The organism is Halorubrum sp. B52 (assembly GCF_059752555.1).
On the sequence record NZ_MWTG01000007.1, the window covers coordinates 135425 to 150372 of the forward strand.

General features: G+C 70.9%; 15 protein-coding genes. 6 read left to right on the forward strand and 9 right to left on the reverse strand.

Annotated elements, in window-relative coordinates; all coding sequences use genetic code 11:
• Positions 1-12: 12 nt before the first annotated feature.
• The gene (gene fdhF / locus B4V04_RS02170) at positions 13-2157 is read right to left on the reverse strand and encodes a formate dehydrogenase subunit alpha (RefSeq protein WP_498228773.1); all 2145 of its coding nucleotides are present in this window, start codon (positions 2155-2157) and stop codon (positions 13-15) included.
• Positions 2158-2320: 163 nt separating this feature from the next.
• Between fdhF and B4V04_RS02175 the strand changes: the two genes are divergently transcribed.
• Positions 2321-2947 carry a hypothetical protein gene (locus B4V04_RS02175; RefSeq protein ID WP_498228775.1) on the forward strand — a complete coding sequence of 209 codons (627 nt, stop codon included), beginning with the start codon at positions 2321-2323 and terminating at the stop codon, positions 2945-2947.
• A gap of 27 nt (positions 2948-2974) precedes the next feature.
• Here B4V04_RS02175 and gcvT read toward each other — a convergent pair whose 3' ends face one another.
• Positions 2975-4156 (reverse strand): glycine cleavage system aminomethyltransferase GcvT, encoded by a 1182-nt coding sequence (gene gcvT / locus B4V04_RS02180; protein WP_498228777.1) that lies wholly within the window; start codon positions 4154-4156, stop codon positions 2975-2977.
• A 146-nt stretch (positions 4157-4302) separates the two neighbouring features.
• On the opposite strand from gcvT, the gene B4V04_RS02185 reads away from it, so the two are divergent.
• Positions 4303-4965: a S26 family signal peptidase gene (locus B4V04_RS02185; RefSeq protein WP_498228779.1), complete on the forward strand. Its 663-nt coding sequence runs from the start codon at positions 4303-4305 to the stop codon at positions 4963-4965.
• A gap of 14 nt (positions 4966-4979) precedes the next feature.
• Here B4V04_RS02185 and B4V04_RS02190 read toward each other — a convergent pair whose 3' ends face one another.
• The gene (locus tag B4V04_RS02190; RefSeq protein ID WP_498228781.1) at positions 4980-5510 is read right to left on the reverse strand and encodes an NYN domain-containing protein; all 531 of its coding nucleotides are present in this window, start codon (positions 5508-5510) and stop codon (positions 4980-4982) included.
• A 180-nt stretch (positions 5511-5690) separates the two neighbouring features.
• Between B4V04_RS02190 and B4V04_RS02195 the strand changes: the two genes are divergently transcribed.
• Complete coding sequence (locus tag B4V04_RS02195; protein WP_144798726.1) at positions 5691-5942, forward strand: DUF7999 family protein; 252 nt, start codon at positions 5691-5693, stop codon at positions 5940-5942.
• A gap of 105 nt (positions 5943-6047) precedes the next feature.
• Here B4V04_RS02195 and ilvD read toward each other — a convergent pair whose 3' ends face one another.
• From ilvD to purS, 4 genes are all read right to left on the reverse strand, one after another.
• A complete protein-coding gene (ilvD, locus tag B4V04_RS02200) occupies positions 6048-7841 on the reverse strand; it encodes a dihydroxy-acid dehydratase (RefSeq protein ID WP_498228783.1) in 1794 nt (597 codons plus the stop codon).
• Between the two features lie 90 nt (positions 7842-7931).
• Positions 7932-8324 (reverse strand): VOC family protein, encoded by a 393-nt coding sequence (locus B4V04_RS02205; RefSeq protein WP_498228784.1) that lies wholly within the window; start codon positions 8322-8324, stop codon positions 7932-7934.
• Positions 8325-8378: 54 nt separating this feature from the next.
• Positions 8379-9056 carry a phosphoribosylformylglycinamidine synthase I gene (gene purQ / locus B4V04_RS02210; protein WP_498228786.1) on the reverse strand — a complete coding sequence of 226 codons (678 nt, stop codon included), beginning with the start codon at positions 9054-9056 and terminating at the stop codon, positions 8379-8381.
• Positions 9057-9141: 85 nt separating this feature from the next.
• A complete protein-coding gene (purS, locus tag B4V04_RS02215) occupies positions 9142-9393 on the reverse strand; it encodes a phosphoribosylformylglycinamidine synthase subunit PurS (protein ID WP_123112050.1) in 252 nt (83 codons plus the stop codon).
• Between the two features lie 180 nt (positions 9394-9573).
• Here purS and B4V04_RS02220 point away from each other — a divergent pair, with 180 nt between their 5' ends.
• Positions 9574-10557: a formyltetrahydrofolate deformylase gene (locus B4V04_RS02220; protein ID WP_498228788.1), complete on the forward strand. Its 984-nt coding sequence runs from the start codon at positions 9574-9576 to the stop codon at positions 10555-10557.
• Between the two features lie 49 nt (positions 10558-10606).
• Positions 10607-10795, forward strand: coding sequence for a hypothetical protein (locus B4V04_RS02225; protein ID WP_498228790.1), 189 nt, complete (start codon positions 10607-10609; stop codon positions 10793-10795).
• Positions 10796-10816: 21 nt separating this feature from the next.
• On the opposite strand, the gene B4V04_RS02230 is transcribed toward B4V04_RS02225, so the two are convergent.
• Entirely contained in the window at positions 10817-13735 is a 2919-nt protein-coding gene (locus tag B4V04_RS02230; RefSeq protein WP_498228791.1) for an ATP-dependent helicase, read from the reverse strand.
• Between the two features lie 133 nt (positions 13736-13868).
• Between B4V04_RS02230 and cmk the strand changes: the two genes are divergently transcribed.
• Positions 13869-14483 carry a (d)CMP kinase gene (gene cmk / locus B4V04_RS02235; RefSeq protein WP_498228793.1) on the forward strand — a complete coding sequence of 205 codons (615 nt, stop codon included), beginning with the start codon at positions 13869-13871 and terminating at the stop codon, positions 14481-14483.
• Between the two features lie 28 nt (positions 14484-14511).
• Here cmk and B4V04_RS02240 read toward each other — a convergent pair whose 3' ends face one another.
• On the reverse strand, positions 14512-14895 hold the full coding sequence (locus tag B4V04_RS02240; protein ID WP_498228795.1) for a SaoD/DsrE family protein: 384 nt from the start codon (positions 14893-14895) through the stop codon (positions 14512-14514).
• Positions 14896-14948 lie beyond the last annotated feature (53 nt).

Sequence of the window (14948 nt, forward strand, 5' to 3'; positions counted from 1 at the left end):
CGGTCGTCGCCGTCAGTCGTCGGCCGGCTCCGCGTCGTCGGCCTCGCCGCCGTCCGAGACCGTCACCGCGATGTCTGCGGCCGCGGCCTTGTACTCGGGGATCTTCGCGCGGTCGTCGAGCACGTCGTTCGTGAGGCGGTTCGCGGAGGCGGCCGCGAAGTGCGGCGTCGTCCAGACGACCCCCTCCTTGATATCCTCGGTCACCTGCGCCTTCACCTCTATCTCGCCGCGTCGCGACCGGAGCGTCACCATGTCGCCGTCCTCGATCCCGTACTCCGCGGCGTCGTTCGGATGGACGTCGACGAAGTTCTCCGGGTGCTGCCGCGACAGCGTCGGCGAGCGCCGGCTCATCGTCCCCGTGTTGTAATGCTCCTCCAGGCGCGCGGTGGTGAGGATGAGCGGGTACTCCTCGTCGGGCACCTCCTTCGGCGGCTGGTGGCGGACGCCCTCGATCTGGCCGAGGCCGCTCTCCGTGTCGAAGGAGTCCTCGTAGAGGAACTGGTCGCCCTCGTCGCCCTCCTCGTAGCAGGGCCAGTGGAGACCCTCCTCGCCGAGCCCGTCGTACGTCATTCCGTGGTAGATCGGGCACACCTGCCGGAGCTCCTCGAAGACGGCCTCCACGTCCTCGAAGCGGAACTCCTCTTCGCTGAACAGGCGACTGCCGACCTCCATCAGGATGTCGAGGTCGTGCTTCGTGTTCTCGTGGACCTTGTCGACTCCTCGCATCCGCTGGACGCGGCGGTCGGTGTTGGTGACGGTGCCGCCGCGCTCGGCCCACGTCGTCGCCGGGAGCACGACGTCGGCGAACTCGGCGGTCTCCGTCATGAAGATGTCCTGCGCGACCATGAACTCCAGCGACTTCAGCCGCTCCTCGACCTCGTTGCCGTCGGGCTCGCTCATCACGGGGTTCTCCCCCATCACGTACAGCCCCTTCACCGAGTGGCCGGCCTCGTGGGAGATCTCCACGTTGGTGAGCCCCGGCTCCTCCGGCACCTCGAAGCCCCACACGTCCTCGACCGACTCGCGGACCTCGTCGTCGTCGACGAGCTGGTAGCCGGGGAGCACGTTCGGCATCGCGCCGACGTCGCTGGTCCCCTGGACGTTGTTCTGCCCGCGGAGGGGGTTGACGCCGGTGCCGGGCCGACCGAGGTTCCCCGTGATCAGCGCGAGGTTGATCTCGTTCTGCACGTTGTCGACGCCGCAGGTGTGCTGGCTCATCCCCATCCCGGTGAAGATGGCGGCGTTGTTCGCCATCGCGTACTTCTCCGCGGCGAGCTCGATGTCCTCCAAGGGGACGCCCGCCTCCTCGGCGGCCGCCTGCTTGTCGAAGTCCGCGAGGGTCTCTTTCAGGTGCTCGAACCCCTCGGTGCGCTCCTCGATGAACTCCTCGTCGATCCAGCCCGCGTCGGGCTCCGCCTCGTGGCGGTCGAGGATCGTCTTCAGGACGACGTTGAGGAGGGGGATGTCGGCGCCGGGGTTCAGCTGGAGGTGCATGTGCCGATCGGTCTCCCCGATCTCGAACGACCGGGTGGTCTTGTTGGCGTGCGGGTCGACCTGAATGACGGTCGCGCCCTCCAGGACGGCCTGCCGGAAGTACTGGCTGTTGGCGATCGGGTGCTGCTCGCCCGGGTTCGCCCCCTGGATCCAGAACACGTCGGCGGCCTCCTCTAAGTCCTCCATGCTGTTCGTCATCGCGCCCGCGCCGAGGCTGGTCCGGAGCGCCCACACCGTCGAGGCGTGGCACATCCGCGTGCAGTTGTCGACGTTGTTGGTGCCGTACCGGCGCGCGAGCTTCTGGAGGAGGTAGTTCTCCTCGTTCATCGTCTTCGAGGAGCCGAAGAAGCCCATCGCGTCGGGACCGTAGTCGTCCCGGATGCGCTCCATCTCCGAGACGATCCGGTCGTAGGCCTCCTCCCACGTCGCCTCGCGGAACTCGCCGTCCTCCTTGATCAGCGGCTCCGTCAGCCGGTCCTCGTGGTCGACGACCTGCGTCGCCGCGCCGCCCTTGATGCAGACGCGCCCCTCGTTGACCGGGGCCTCGCCCCACGGGTTGAACTTCACGTCGCCGGGGTCGTCGCCCTGATTCACCTTGATCCCGCACCCGACGCCGCAGTACGGGCAGATCGTTTTCACCGCCTCGTCCTCCTCAGCGGACATGGTACTCACCCTGACGTGCGGACATATGTCACGATCTGTGTCGCATGCCGCATGAGTGTATCGGTCGTTTCAGCGCCGTGAAGGGTCGCGAGCCGCCTCGGCTCGCCCGCGACGGTCGTTTCGCCCGGCGAACCGTTTAGTCGGCGCCGGGCGTTCGACCGGTATGGACCCGACGATCGCCGACGTCGAGGCGCGCGCGGACGAGCACGTCGAGACGTACCGCGAGACCGCTCCCTTCCACCCGGTCGAGGCGGAGTCGATCGAGACGCTCCCGGAGGCGTTCCGCACCGGGGACTACGGCAGGCGGGACGTCGAGTGGGTCGTCCGCTGGTACTTCCGGCGGCGCGTCGACGCGATCGACCACGACGAGCGCCGGGCGGTCGAGGAGGCCGTCGAGGACGCGGACTCCCGCGAGCTCCGCGGGGCGATGTGGGACGCGGTCGACGCGCTCGAGGAGGAGGGATCCGAGAGCGACGGCGACTCCCCTAGGCCCGCCCACCACCGCGCGCTCGACGCGCTCACCGACCTCCCCGGCGTCGACGTCGCGGTCGCCTCCGCGCTGCTGTGGTTCCTCGACCCCGATCGGTTCCTCGTCGTCGGCGACCGCGAGTGGCGGGTGGTCGCGGCGCTCACCGACCTCGAATCGGGCTACCCCGACCCGATGACGTTGGGGGCGTACGACCGCTACCTCGACGCGGCCCGGACGCTGGCGGACCGGCTCGGCGTCGATCACTGGCGCCTCTACATGGTGATCCAGCGGGTGTACGCGGAGGAGTTCGAGGGGGAGTAGCTAGGAGGGGCCGGAGGCCGTCGCCGCCTACCGGTCGAGGAACGGCGGGATCACGACCTCGGCGCGCTTCTCGTCGCCGCGCACGACGACGCTCACCTCCGTGTCGGGGGCGGTGTAGCTTTCGTGGAGGTAGCCGAGGCCGATCGGCTCGTCGAGCGTCGGGCTCATCGTCCCCGAGGTGAGGTGACCGATCCGGGTGAGGTCGCCGTCGGTCACCGCGTAGCCGCCGCGGGGGACGCCGCGCTCCAGGAGGCGGACGCCGACGAACCGCTCGTCGACCCCCTCCTCCTTCTGTCGCTCGAGCGCGTCGCGGCCGACGAACTCGGTGTCCAGCTTCACGACGAACCCGATCCGCGCCTCGTAGGGGGTGCGGGGCTCGTCGTCGGGGTCGAAGTCCTGCCCGGAGAGGAGGTAGCCCATTTCCGTCCGGAGGGTGTCGCGGGCGCCGAGCCCGCAGGGCTGTGCGGTCGGCCCGGTCGCGTCCTCCCCGACGAACGCCGACCAGACCGCCTCGGTGTCGCTCGCCGGGCACATGACCTCGAACCCGTCCTCGCCGGTGTAACCCGTGCGGGCGACCCAACTATCGGCGCCCGCGACGGCGGCGACCGTCGCCTCGAACTTCGAGAGGCCGACCACGCGGTCGGCGGGGGTCGCGTCGTCGACCGCGTCGGCCGCGTCGGGCCCCTGCACGGCGAGCATGGCCCAGTCGTCGGTGGCGTTCGCGACGGTCGCGTCGAGTCCGGCCTCGTCGCGGTAGTCGCTCCACCGGTCGGCCATCTGCCCGTCGTGGCCCGCGTTCGGGACGAAGAGGTACGCGGGGTCGCCCGCGCCCGCGTCGAGGTCGCGATCCATGCCGGCGAGCGCGTCGGCGCCCGTTCCGGCCTCGATCCCGTCCGGGAGCCGGTAGACGACGGTGTCGTCGAGCATGACGCCCTCGTCGTCGGTAATCGCTGCGTACTGGGAGTCGCCCGGATCGAGCGCGGTCACGTCGTTGGTCGTCAGGCGGTTCATCAGCGCCGTCGCGTCCGGGCCGGCCACCTCGATCTCGCCCATGTGCGAGACGTCGAAGACGCCGACAGACTCCCGGACCGCGGTGTGTTCCTCGCGGATCGAGTCGAACTCGACCGGCATCTGCCAGCCGCCGAAGTCGGTGAACTTCGCGCCGCGCGCCGCGTGGGTCTCGTGGAGAGGTGGAAGCCGATCGGTCATGGCCGAACGGTCTGCGGGACGCGCCTAAGGTCTTGCCATCGGGTCGGTATCGGTGCCGGAGCGGGCCGCCCTTCGCGCCCAGGACGCCCTATGAGCGCGTCGGAGGGGCCGACAGGCTCAAGCCGTTTCCTCCCTCTCTCTCCCACGTGAAGCGGAACGTCTCCGACCTGCTCGCGCCCGCCGCGGCGGTCCTCCTCGTGGCGCTCGTCGTCGCGGCGGCCGCGGGCGCGTGGCCCCCGTTCGTCGCCGTCGAGAGCGGGAGCATGGAGCCGACCGTCGAGCGCGGCGACCTCGTGGTCGTCACCACGGCGGAGCGGTTCCCGTGGGGCGGGCTGACCGGCCACGCCGAGCCGGACGCGCCCACGCGGCTCGGCGGCACGGGCGACGTGGTGGTGTTCGATCCCCCGGACGACGGTCAGCACCCGATCCTCCACCGGCTCGCGTTCCGCGTCAGCGCGGGCGAGGACTGGACCGACCGCGCCGACCCCGCGCTGCTCGACGGCGACTGCGACGACATCGAGAGCTGCCCCGCGCCCCACGACGGCTACGTCACCTTCGGCGACGCCAACGGCGAGTACGACCAGAGCGCGGGGATCGCCCCGGTCGTCCGGGAGGAGTGGATCACGGCGAAGGCGCTGGTGTCGGTCCCGAACCTCGGCTGGTTCCGGGTCGGCGTCGACGCCGCGATCGCCCGGATCGGCCTCCTGCCGACCGCCCTCGGCGTCGGCGGGGCCGCGGCGGTCGCGGGCGGGTTCGGGGCGGTGCTGATCGGGTGGGCGGGTCGCGGTCGCGGCGGGCGCCGGAAGTAGCTCGGCGTCGGTCGCTACTCCGGCGGTGAGTCGGCGGTCGCCTCCGGGTCGGCCGCGGCGTCCGCGTCTCCCGCGTCGCCATCGCGGTCACTCGTCTCCGCGTCGTCCTCGTCGAGCGTCACGGATCCGTTCGCGGCGTTGCGCAGCGCGTCGGAGCGCCCGAACTCGCCGGGCGCGATCGCGAGGGTCCGGATCCCGTACCCGTTCGCCGTCTCGACGACGGGCTTGAAGTCGGTGTCCCGCGAGGCGATCGCGAGGACCGACATCCGGCCCTCGGCCGCGAACCGGGCGGCGTCGACCGCGAGCTTCACGTCGACGTCGCCGCTCGTGATCACGACCTCGAACCCCCGCGCCTCCGCGGCCTGTATCAGCCCCGGCGTCGCGTGCTCGTCGAGGTAGAGCCGCGTCGTGACGAGCGGTCCCTCGGCCTCGGCCGCCCGCCGCACGTCGTCGAGGTCGACGTCGAACTCCTCGCGCAACACGTTCGGCCCGTCGACGAACAGCGCCACGCCGACCGGCTCCTCGTCCTCCCGACTGGCATCCATGCGTCGGGGTCGGCGGCGGGCGGAAATATGCGTACTGGTCCCGACCGGTCATCGACCGCCGGGCGGCGTCCCGCCCCGGACCCCCACGTTATACACCTTATATTCGTTTTACGACCTGACCGACGACTGTAGTGAATATACGGAGTATTGAAGTAGTATGTCCAAGAATAACGAGTTAAGATGTCGAACTACGACACCTTCACCGTCATTTCCGAACAGAACGATCACGAATGCACCACGCTCCGTGCACATCCTCGCAACGAGACGTACCACGTCGTCGACTACGCCGACGACGACGCGCGCGAGGAGGTCGCCGACCTGCCGGTCGGCTCGGTGGTGAAGATGGAGCTGTCCCGCGCCGGCCGCCGCAGCAACGTCTGGCGCGCCGAGTCGGTCCGGACCGCGCACACGGACGGCGGGGAGCGCGAGTAAGCGGGGACGGTCGGAGAAAGCGGGCGACCGCGCTGTCGCTCTCGGGGGCCTGGGACAGTGCTTCTTTCGCTCGGTATTTAAATCCGAGAGCGGCCGCGCTCTCGTCTACCGGTCGCCCGTCAGCCGCGGGTTCGTCACGGCGCCGTCGGCGGCGGAGGCGAAGTCGCGGGCGTACTTCGCGAGGATACCGCCCTCGTACTGCGGCGCCGGCGGCTCCCACGCCTCGCGGCGCTCCGCGAACTCCTCGTCGCTAAGCTCGACCGAGAGGTCGCGCTCGGGGATGTCGACGGTGACGTGGTCGCCGTCCTCGATGAGACCGATCGGGCCGCCGTCGGCCGCCTCGGGGGCGACGTGGCCGATCATCGGGCCGCGCGTCGCGCCGGAGAAGCGCCCGTCGGTGAGGAGCGCGACGTCGTCCTCGTGGCCCGCGCCGACGACGGCGGCGGTGACGCCGAGCATCTCGCGCATCCCCGGGCCGCCGGTCGGCCCCTCGTTGCGGATCACGATCACGTCGCCGGAGTCGATCTCGCCCGACTGGACGTACTCCATCGCGTCCTCCTCGTGCTCGAACACGCGGGCGGGCCCCTCGTGGTAGAACTCGTCGTCGCCGGTCACCTTCAGCACCGAGCCGTCCGGCGCGAGGTTCCCCTTGAGGATCTTGATCGCCCCCTCCTCCTCCTTCGGCTCGTCGACGGTGTAGAGGAAGTCCGCCTCGATCTCGTCGTCGTCCGGGAGCGCGCCGCTCTCCTCCAGTTCCGCGATCTCCTCGGCGAGGGTGCGGCCCGTGACGGTCATCGCGTCGCCGTGGAGCAGGTCGGCCTCCAGCAGGCGACGGAGCACGACCGGCACGCCGCCGACCTCGTGGAGGTCGTTCATCACGCGGCTCCCGCCGGGCTGGAGGTCGGCGATCTTCGGCGTGCGCCGCGAGATCTCGTCGAAGTCCTCGATCGAGAGGTCGACGTCGGCCTCGGCGGCCAGCGCGAGCAGGTGGAGGACGCCGTTCGTCGAGCCGCCGATGGCGGTCTGGAGGGCGATGGCGTTCTCGAACGACTCCCGCGAGAGGACGTCGGAGGGGCGGCGGTCGTTCTCGATGCAGTCCAAGACCAGCTCGCCGGCCCGCTCCGCGACCTCGTAGCGCTCTTCGTCCTCGGCGGGCGCGGAGGCCGAGCCGAGCGGCGCCATGCCGAGCGCCTCGGAGATGGAGGCCATCGTGTTGGCGGTGAACATCCCCCCGCACGAGCCCGCGCCGGGGCAGGCGTGGCGCTCTAACTCGTCGAGCTCCTCGCCGCTCATGTCGCCCTCGGCGTAGGCGCCGACGCCCTCGAACACCTGGACGATGGTGACGTCGCGCCCCTCGTGTTCCCCGGGCATGATCGAGCCGCCGTAGAGGAAGACGGAGGGGAGGTCCGTGCGGATCGACGCCATCAGCATCCCCGGGAGGTTCTTGTCGCAGCCCGCGACGGTCACCAGCGCGTCCACGCGCTCGCCGAACGAGACGAGCTCGACCGAGTCGGCGATGACCTCGCGGGAGATGAGGCTCGCCTTCATCCCCTCGGTCCCCATCGAGATGGCGTCCGAGATGGTGATCGTCCCGAACTCGACGGGCATCCCGCCCGCCGCGTCGATCCCGTCGATCGCCGCGTCGGCGACGTCGTCGAGGTGGACGTTACACGGCGTGATGTCGGCGGCGGGGTTCGGCACGCCGACGAGCGGCGACGAGAGGTCCTCGTCGTCGAACCCCATCGCCCGGAACATCGAGCGGTGGGGCGCGCGCTCGGCGCCCTCGGTCACGTCCCTGCTCCGCAGGTCCTCGTCCTTCTCTCCCGCGAACCGGTCCGCGTCGCCTCCGCGTCGGCGAGAGGCCTCCCCCTCGTCGGATCGTGGCTGCTGTTCGCTCATACCTGACCCTGTCGCTCGGGGGTCTTAAACGGCCGCAACGGGGCGAGGGTTGCTCGGGTCGGCGAACGGGTTCGGTTCTCGTCGCGTCCCTCACACCCGCGCCTTCAGTTCGACCCGGTAGCCGAACGGGTCCCTGACGTACACCGCTCCGGCCACCCCGGTCGCGCCGAGCGGCGAGTCGAGCGTCTTCTCGACCTCGACGCCGGCCGCGTCCAGTTCGGCCTCGATCTCGTCGATCGACTCCTCGACGACGACGGCGACGTGGTCGTAGTTCGTCGCCGTCGGCGGCTCGAACTCGTCGGTCGGCCACAGGTGAACCACGGCCGTCGCCGACAGCCGCACGTCGAAGAAGGGCTTCTCGTCGGCCGCGTACTGCGCGTCCTCGATTCCGAACCCGAGTCGCTCGCCGTAGAACTCCCGGGCGTCGGCGACGCCGTCCTCGGGGATCCGGAGGTTGACGTGGTCGATGTGACGTGCCTGCATGGAGCCTAGTTGGCGGTCGACCGCAAAAAAGTGAGCCGGTGGCGACGGGGGCCGTCAGGCGAACGCTTCGAGTATTCCCGCCCCGTCCGTGCTTCGACCGAGGTCCGGGAGGGTGGCGCGCTCGGGGTGGGGCATGAGGACGGCGACGGTCTCGCGCTCGCCGAGGACGCCGGCGACGTTGTCGGTGGAGCCGTTCGGGTTGGCCGCGTCGGTGACGTTCCCGTCGGCGTCGCAGTAGCGGAACAGCACGCGGTCGTCGGCGACGAGGTCGGCGTGGGCGTCATCGTCGATCTCGAAGCGCCCCTCGCCGTGCGCGATGGGGACCTCGATGACGTCGCCCTCGTCGTAGGCGGCGGTCCACGGCGTGTCCGCGCGCTCGACGCGCAGGTGGACCGGCTCGCACTGGAAGCGCGCGGAGGCGTTGGTCGTGAACGCGCCGGGGGCGAGCCCGGACTCCGCGCCGATCTGCGCGCCGTTGCAGACGCCGATGACGGGGACGCCGTCGGCGGCGGCCTCGCGGACCTCGGCCATGACCGGCGCCCGGGCGGCCATCGCGCCGGCGCGGAGGTAGTCGCCGTACGAGAACCCGCCGGGGAGGACGATCCCGTCCGGGTCGGCCGGGAGGCCGTCCTCGTGCCAGACGCGCTCGGCGTCGACTCCGAGGTGTTCCAGCGCGCGGACCGCGTCGCGGTCGCAGTTGGAGCCGCCGAACTGGACGACGGCGACCGTCACGCCGACCACCTCGCGTGGGCGGCCGCGAGACCCGCGTCGGTGCCGGTCGCGCCGGTGACGATCGGCGTCGTCGAGACGGCGACCGTCATCGCTCGGCGACCGCGACGTCGTAGTCGTGGATGGTCGGATTCGCGAGGAGCCGCTCGGCCATCTCGTCGGCGCGGTCGGCGGCCTCGTCGGCGTCGGCCGCCTCTAAGTCCACCTCGAAGCGGTCGGCCGACCGCAGGTCCGACAGCTCGAACCCGAGGCGTTCGAGCGCCTGCTGGGTGGTCTCGGCCTCCGGGTCGAGGACGCCCCGCTTCAGCCGGACCGTCACCGTCGCGGTGTATGCCGTCATGGCCGATACTGCGGAGTCGTGTGTAAAAACCGTTTTGGAACGCCTTTTATATCCACGTTCGTGGGTATATCTCGGTCGATCGTGCGGGCGGCAGGCTCCGCGCGGAGCGAAAGGGGCAAACCCCTCCGCGACTTGGGTCGGGTGTATGCAGCCGCTCGAACCCGCGGAGGTGATCGTCGCATGACCCGCGAACTGACCGAGATCACGGTCGTCGGAGGAGACAAGACCGGACTCATCGCGCGGGTCACCTCCCTGCTGTTCGAGCGGGGAATCAACATCGAGGACTTAGACCAGGCGGTCCGCGAGGGCGTCTTCCGGATGACGACCCGAGTGGACGCCTCCGAGCTGGAGACCTCGCGCGGCGAGCTCCGCCGCGCGCTCGCCGAGCTCGGCCGCGAGCTCGACGTCGACATCCAAGTGCGGTTCCCGAGCGACCGCGACGCCCGCCGGATCGCGCTCCTGGTCACGAAGGAGACCCACGCGCCCGAGGCCCTGCTGGAGGCGGAGGCCAACGGCGACCTCGCCGACGACGGCGAGGAGGCCGAGATCCCGGTCGTGATCGGCAACCGCGGCGACCTCCGGTCGCTGGCGGAGCGCTACGACAAGCCCTTCTACGACGTGGGCGACGGGAGCGGCAACACCGACGAGGGCCGGCTGCTCGACCTGCTGGCCGAGTACGACGTGGACCTGATCGCGCTGGCCCGTTACATGCGGATCCTCTCGCCGGAGGTCGTCTTCCGGTACGAGGGCCGGATCGTCAACGTCCACCCCTCGCTGCTGCCGGCGTTCCCCGGCGCGGAGGCGTACCGGCAGGCGAAGGACGCCGGCGTCCGCATCGCGGGCGTCACCGCGCACTACGTGACGACCGACCTCGATCAGGGCCCGGTGATCGCACAGCGCGCCTTCGACGTGCCCGCCGGCGCCGACGTCGAGGAGATCAAGCGCCGCGGCCAACCCCTCGAGGCCGACGTGCTGCTCGACGCCGTCCGGCTCCACCTCGCGGACGCGATCGCGATCCACCGCGGGACCGTCCACGTGCGCGAGGACGCCGACGTCGACGCGCGGCTCGGCCTCAGCCAGGCGGCGGTCGACGCCAACCCCGACGAGCCGGTCGACGGCGAGCCGCTGTCGGGCTCGGAGGCGCCCGCGGTCGAGAGCGACTGAGTCGTCCCCTCGGGCGACCTTTTAAAATGCCGAGTTCGTAGGGGGCCCGATGCCAACGCGCGGCCCCCTCGCGCGGTTCGTCGCCGACACCGGCGCGGTGGTTAGCAGCGACGAGCGCCTGGTCCTCCTGTTCCTCCTGCTCCTCTCCGTCGCCGCGCTCGCCGTCTTCCTCCACTACACGACGCTGATCCTCGACGGGCTCCCGGACGTGCTCCCGGCCGAGCCGCCGCGGCCGTGAGGGCGGAGCCCCGGACCGCCGTCACTCGCCGTCGCCGTCCTCGATCGACTCCGTGACGCGGGCGTGGAACTCCCGGAGCACCGCCGACTCGTCGTCGGCGAGCACCGTGTCGGAGTCGACGAGCGTCGCGAGCCCGAACGAGAGCGGCGTCGGCGAGTCGACGGTGTGGTGAACGACCTCGACGTCGCCGTCGGCGACCTCGCCGAGCACCTCGCGGACCCCGGCCACGTCGAGCCGGTCCTCCAACAGCTCCCGGTACGTCTCCTCGGTGACGGCGAACTCGTCGAGCTCGTCCGCGAACGAGAGCAGCATCTCGGCCGACACCTGCTGTTCGGCCGCGGTCTTCTCGTACCCCTTGTACCGCTTCAGGATGAGTAGCGAGCGGGCCGCGTCGATCCGGAAGTAGCGCTGGTGGAGATCGGTCCCCTGCACCGCCTCGCGGAGGTCCCCGCGGACCGTCCCCGGGTCCAGCTCCCGGAGGATCGCGGCGACGTCGACCTTGCGGTTCAGCGGGAGCGCGAGCGAGAAGCCGCGGTCCGCGACCGCGACGGCGACGTTCGCGTCCGTGCGGTTCGCGACCGCGGCGGCGACGAGCCGAGAGAGGCCGTCGTTGAACCGGCGGCCGTAGTTCGAGTGGACGTAGAACCGTCGCTTGTACGCGGCGCGGTCGAGCTCCTCCTCCACGACGAGCCGCGAGGGGGTCGGGACGCTCTCGGCGCCGGCGTACGCGACCTGCTCGTCGTACATCCGGGTGATCGCTCGGACCGCGTCCCCGTCGAGGGGGAACTCCCGGAGCCACGCGCGGACCGCGGGCGGTCCCCCGTCTCGGAGCCGGTCGAGCAGCTCGCCCTGGAACGCCAGCACCTCGCGCGCGAGGTCGTACGAGAGGGGGAGCCGCTCGGAGTACCAGGAGGGGACGGTCGGGCGCTCGCTCGTCCGGTCGACGTACACCTTCGAGCCGCGCCGGTACCGGAAGGCGAACCGCTCGCCGCCCAGCGCGAACACGTCGCCGGGATCGAGCGTGTCGAGATAGCTCTCGTCGAGCGTCCCGACCGGGTCGCCGTCGCGCGTGAGCACCTGACAGCTGAACGAGTCGGGGATGGTCCCGACGTTCGTCATGTAGATGACGCGCGCCAGCCGGCCGCGCTTCCCGACGAGCAGCTCCCCGACGGGGTGCTCCTCGTGGTGGTGCTCCCCGCCCGGCGGGTCGTTCTCGTCGCGCCACACCTTCGGGTAGACGTTCCGGTCTTCGAGCCCCTCGTAGTCCGCGGTGAGGTACCGCATGAGCCGCTCGTAGTCGGCATCGTCGAAGTCGCGATACGGGTAGGCCCGCCGGAGCGTCTCGCGGACCTCGCGATCCGGGCGAACGCGGTTTATCGCCATCCCGTACACGTGCTGGGCGGCCACGTCGTAGGCGCCCTCCGGGAGGAAGACGCGGTCGACGAACCCGTCCTCGGCGCGGGCGAGCATCGCCGCGCACTCGACCAGCTCGTCGCGGTCGAGCGCGAACACCCGCCCCTCGACCGTCTCGCCGGGGCTGTGGCCCGCGCGGCCGACGCGCTGGAGCAGCGCCGCCACCGACTTCGGCGACCCGACCTGCACCACCAGATCGAGGTGGGGCATGTCGATGCCGAGCTCCAGGCTCGTCGACGTGGTCACCACGTCCAGCTCGCCCGCCTTCAGCCCCTCCTCGATCCGCGTGCGCTGCCCCTCGCCGAGGCTCCCGTGGTGACACCCCGAGTCCGACTCGTCGTAGCCGAATCGCTCGCGGAGCTCCTGTAAGGTGCGCTCCGCCCCCGACCGGGAGTTGGTGAACACCAGCGTGTTCTCGTGGGACTCGATCAGCTCGCGGAGCGCGTCGTAGAACCGGTCGGTGACGACGGAGCGGGGCGTGTGGATCAGGTCGGCCGCCGGGGTGCGGAGCTCCAGGTCGAACTCCCGGACGAACCGCGCGTCCACCAGCTCGTACGGGCGCGGTTCGAGCCCCGACTCGTCGCCGACATCGTCGGACTGCGTCCGACTGTCACCGGGCGAAGCCCGGTTGCCCGAGGGACTGTGTCCCTCGCTGCCAGAGGCGCCTTGCGCCTCGCTGTCGCCGGCGACCCGCTCGCGGCCGACGAGGAACTCCGCGACCTCGTCGAGCGGCTCGACCGTCGCCGAGCAGCCGATCCGGGTCGGCGAGCCGTCGGCGAGGTCCGTGAGCCGCTCCAGCGAGACGGCGAGGTGCGTGCCGCGCTTGCTCGCCGCCAGCGAGTGGATCTCGTCGACGATGACGTACTCGACGGTCCGGAGCTTCTCCTTGAACTTCGGGGAGTTGAGCAGGATCGCCAGCGTCTCCGGCGTGGTGTTGAGCACGTGCGGCGTCTCCTCCAGCATCGCCCGCCTGTCCGCCTCGCTCGTGTCGCCGTGTCGGATCGCCTGGCGGACGCCGGGGGCCGCGTCGCCGGTGCTCTCGTCGTCGGCCTCCGTCGATTCCGCGCCCCGCTCCGCCGCGATCCCCTCGATCGGGACCTCCAGGTTCCGCTTGATGTCGTTCGCGAGCGACTTCAGCGGGGAGACGTAGAGGCAGTAGACGGAGTTGTCCAGCTCTCCCGCCCGCTCGCGGGCGAAGAGGTCGTCGAGCACGGCGGTGAAGGAGGCGAGCGTCTTCCCGCTGCCGGTCGGCGCGGCGACGAGGCAGTTCCGGCCGTCGGCGACGTGCGGGATCGCCTCGCGCTGCGGCGGAGTGAAGAAGCCGCCGTTCTCGCCGACGTACTCGCCGAACTCCGAGACCCACCAGCGGCGGACCGGCGGCGAGAGCCGGTCGAGCACGTCGGCGTCCGGGAGCGGCACCGTCTCCGGGTCGAACTCGACGGAGGGGGCATCATCACCGGCGAGGGCCTCGCGGAGGAGCGCCCGCGCAGGGGGGCGCTCCGCGCCGCATTCCGTGAGTTCGCTCACTGTCACATAGGTGGGCGCGCGGAGGGATATCCGTTGTGTCGGCGGACCGACGGATCGCCCGCGGGCCGCGGCCCCTCCTCCGCGGTGCGCGAACCGGCCCGTTTATCCGGAGTCCGACCGTGGCGCCGCACGTATGAGTGGATCCTCGCCGGCGGCGGAACGGGAGATCGACCGCAACCTGTTCGTCACCGTCTCCGGCCCGCCGGGATGCGGGGCGACGACGCTGGTCGAGGGGCTGGCCGAGGCGCTCGACTGCGGCTACGTCTCCGGCGGCGAGCTGTTCCGCGAGATCGCCGCCGAACGCGACATGAGCCTCTCGCAGTTGATCGCGAAGACCGGCGAGTCCGAGGAGATCGACCGCGCGCTCGACCGGCGGCTCCGCCGGATCGCCGAGAAGTGGGGGACCGCGAACAAGGCGTTCGTGCTGGAGTCGCGCCTCGCCGGGTGGATCGCCGGGAACCGCGCCGACGTTCGGATCTGGCTCGACGCGCCCGACGAGGTGCGCGCCGACCGGACGCTCGACCGCGAGGAGATGACCTCCGAGATGCAGGTCCGCGAGGTGATCGAGGAGAAGCGGTACAAGTCGTACTACGGGATCGACCTCTCCGACCGCTCCATCTACGACCTCGCGATCAACACGGGCCGGTGGAACCCGGAGACGACCCTCGACGTCGCGCTCACCGCGATCGAGGGGTACGACGTCGAGGCGGACGAGGGCGCGTTCGACACGCCGGACTTCGAGATTTAGAGGCCTTCGCGAACCGCGGTCTCGCCGGCTACAGCGTGATCACGTGGTCGACGCCGACCTCGCCGAGCGCCTCGTAGAGGTCGGGGAAGCAGCCGACTGTGGCGCCCTCGATCGTGTTCGTCGGCTCGTAGCGGTCGCGGCCGTGCTCGTCGGTGCGGTCGAACTCGGCGAGCCCGCGGCGGGTGGCGCACTGGTCGCACAGCATGAGGAGGATCTCCCGCTCGGCCGCCACGTCGGCGAGCCGCTGGCCTAACGGGTCGTCCTCGCGGAGGGCGTAGGTGTTGTCGTGGAAGAAGAACATCCCGACCACGTCTGCGCCGTGCGCTCCGGCCTCGAGCTGCGGGAGGATCATGTCCCCGAGCACGTAGTCGATGGTCTGTCCGGCCGTCGCGAAGACGTAGGCGACCTTCATACCGCGGAGTAGACCGGACGGGAGATGGGCCCGCGGGCAGCGGCAGCGTTCCC

Bases quoted from the DNA above. Each gene is read 5' to 3' on its own strand.
- fdhF (WP_498228773.1), bottom strand. From the start codon at position 2,157: ATGTCCGCTGAGGAGGACGAGGCGGTGAAAACGATCTGCCCGTACTGC.
- B4V04_RS02175 (WP_498228775.1), top strand. From the start codon at position 2,321: ATGGACCCGACGATCGCCGACGTCGAGGCGCGCGCGGACGAGCACGTC.
- gcvT (WP_498228777.1), bottom strand. From the start codon at position 4,156: ATGACCGATCGGCTTCCACCTCTCCACGAGACCCACGCGGCGCGCGGC.
- B4V04_RS02190 (WP_498228781.1), bottom strand. From the start codon at position 5,510: ATGGATGCCAGTCGGGAGGACGAGGAGCCGGTCGGCGTGGCGCTGTTC.
- B4V04_RS02195 (WP_144798726.1), top strand. From the start codon at position 5,691: ATGTCGAACTACGACACCTTCACCGTCATTTCCGAACAGAACGATCAC.
- ilvD (WP_498228783.1), bottom strand. From the start codon at position 7,841: ATGAGCGAACAGCAGCCACGATCCGACGAGGGGGAGGCCTCTCGCCGA.
- B4V04_RS02205 (WP_498228784.1), bottom strand. From the start codon at position 8,324: ATGCAGGCACGTCACATCGACCACGTCAACCTCCGGATCCCCGAGGAC.
- purS (WP_123112050.1), bottom strand. From the start codon at position 9,393: ATGACGGCATACACCGCGACGGTGACGGTCCGGCTGAAGCGGGGCGTC.
- B4V04_RS02220 (WP_498228788.1), top strand. From the start codon at position 9,574: ATGACCCGCGAACTGACCGAGATCACGGTCGTCGGAGGAGACAAGACC.
- B4V04_RS02225 (WP_498228790.1), top strand. From the start codon at position 10,607: ATGCCAACGCGCGGCCCCCTCGCGCGGTTCGTCGCCGACACCGGCGCG.
- cmk (WP_498228793.1), top strand. From the start codon at position 13,869: ATGAGTGGATCCTCGCCGGCGGCGGAACGGGAGATCGACCGCAACCTG.
- B4V04_RS02240 (WP_498228795.1), bottom strand. From the start codon at position 14,895: ATGAAGGTCGCCTACGTCTTCGCGACGGCCGGACAGACCATCGACTAC.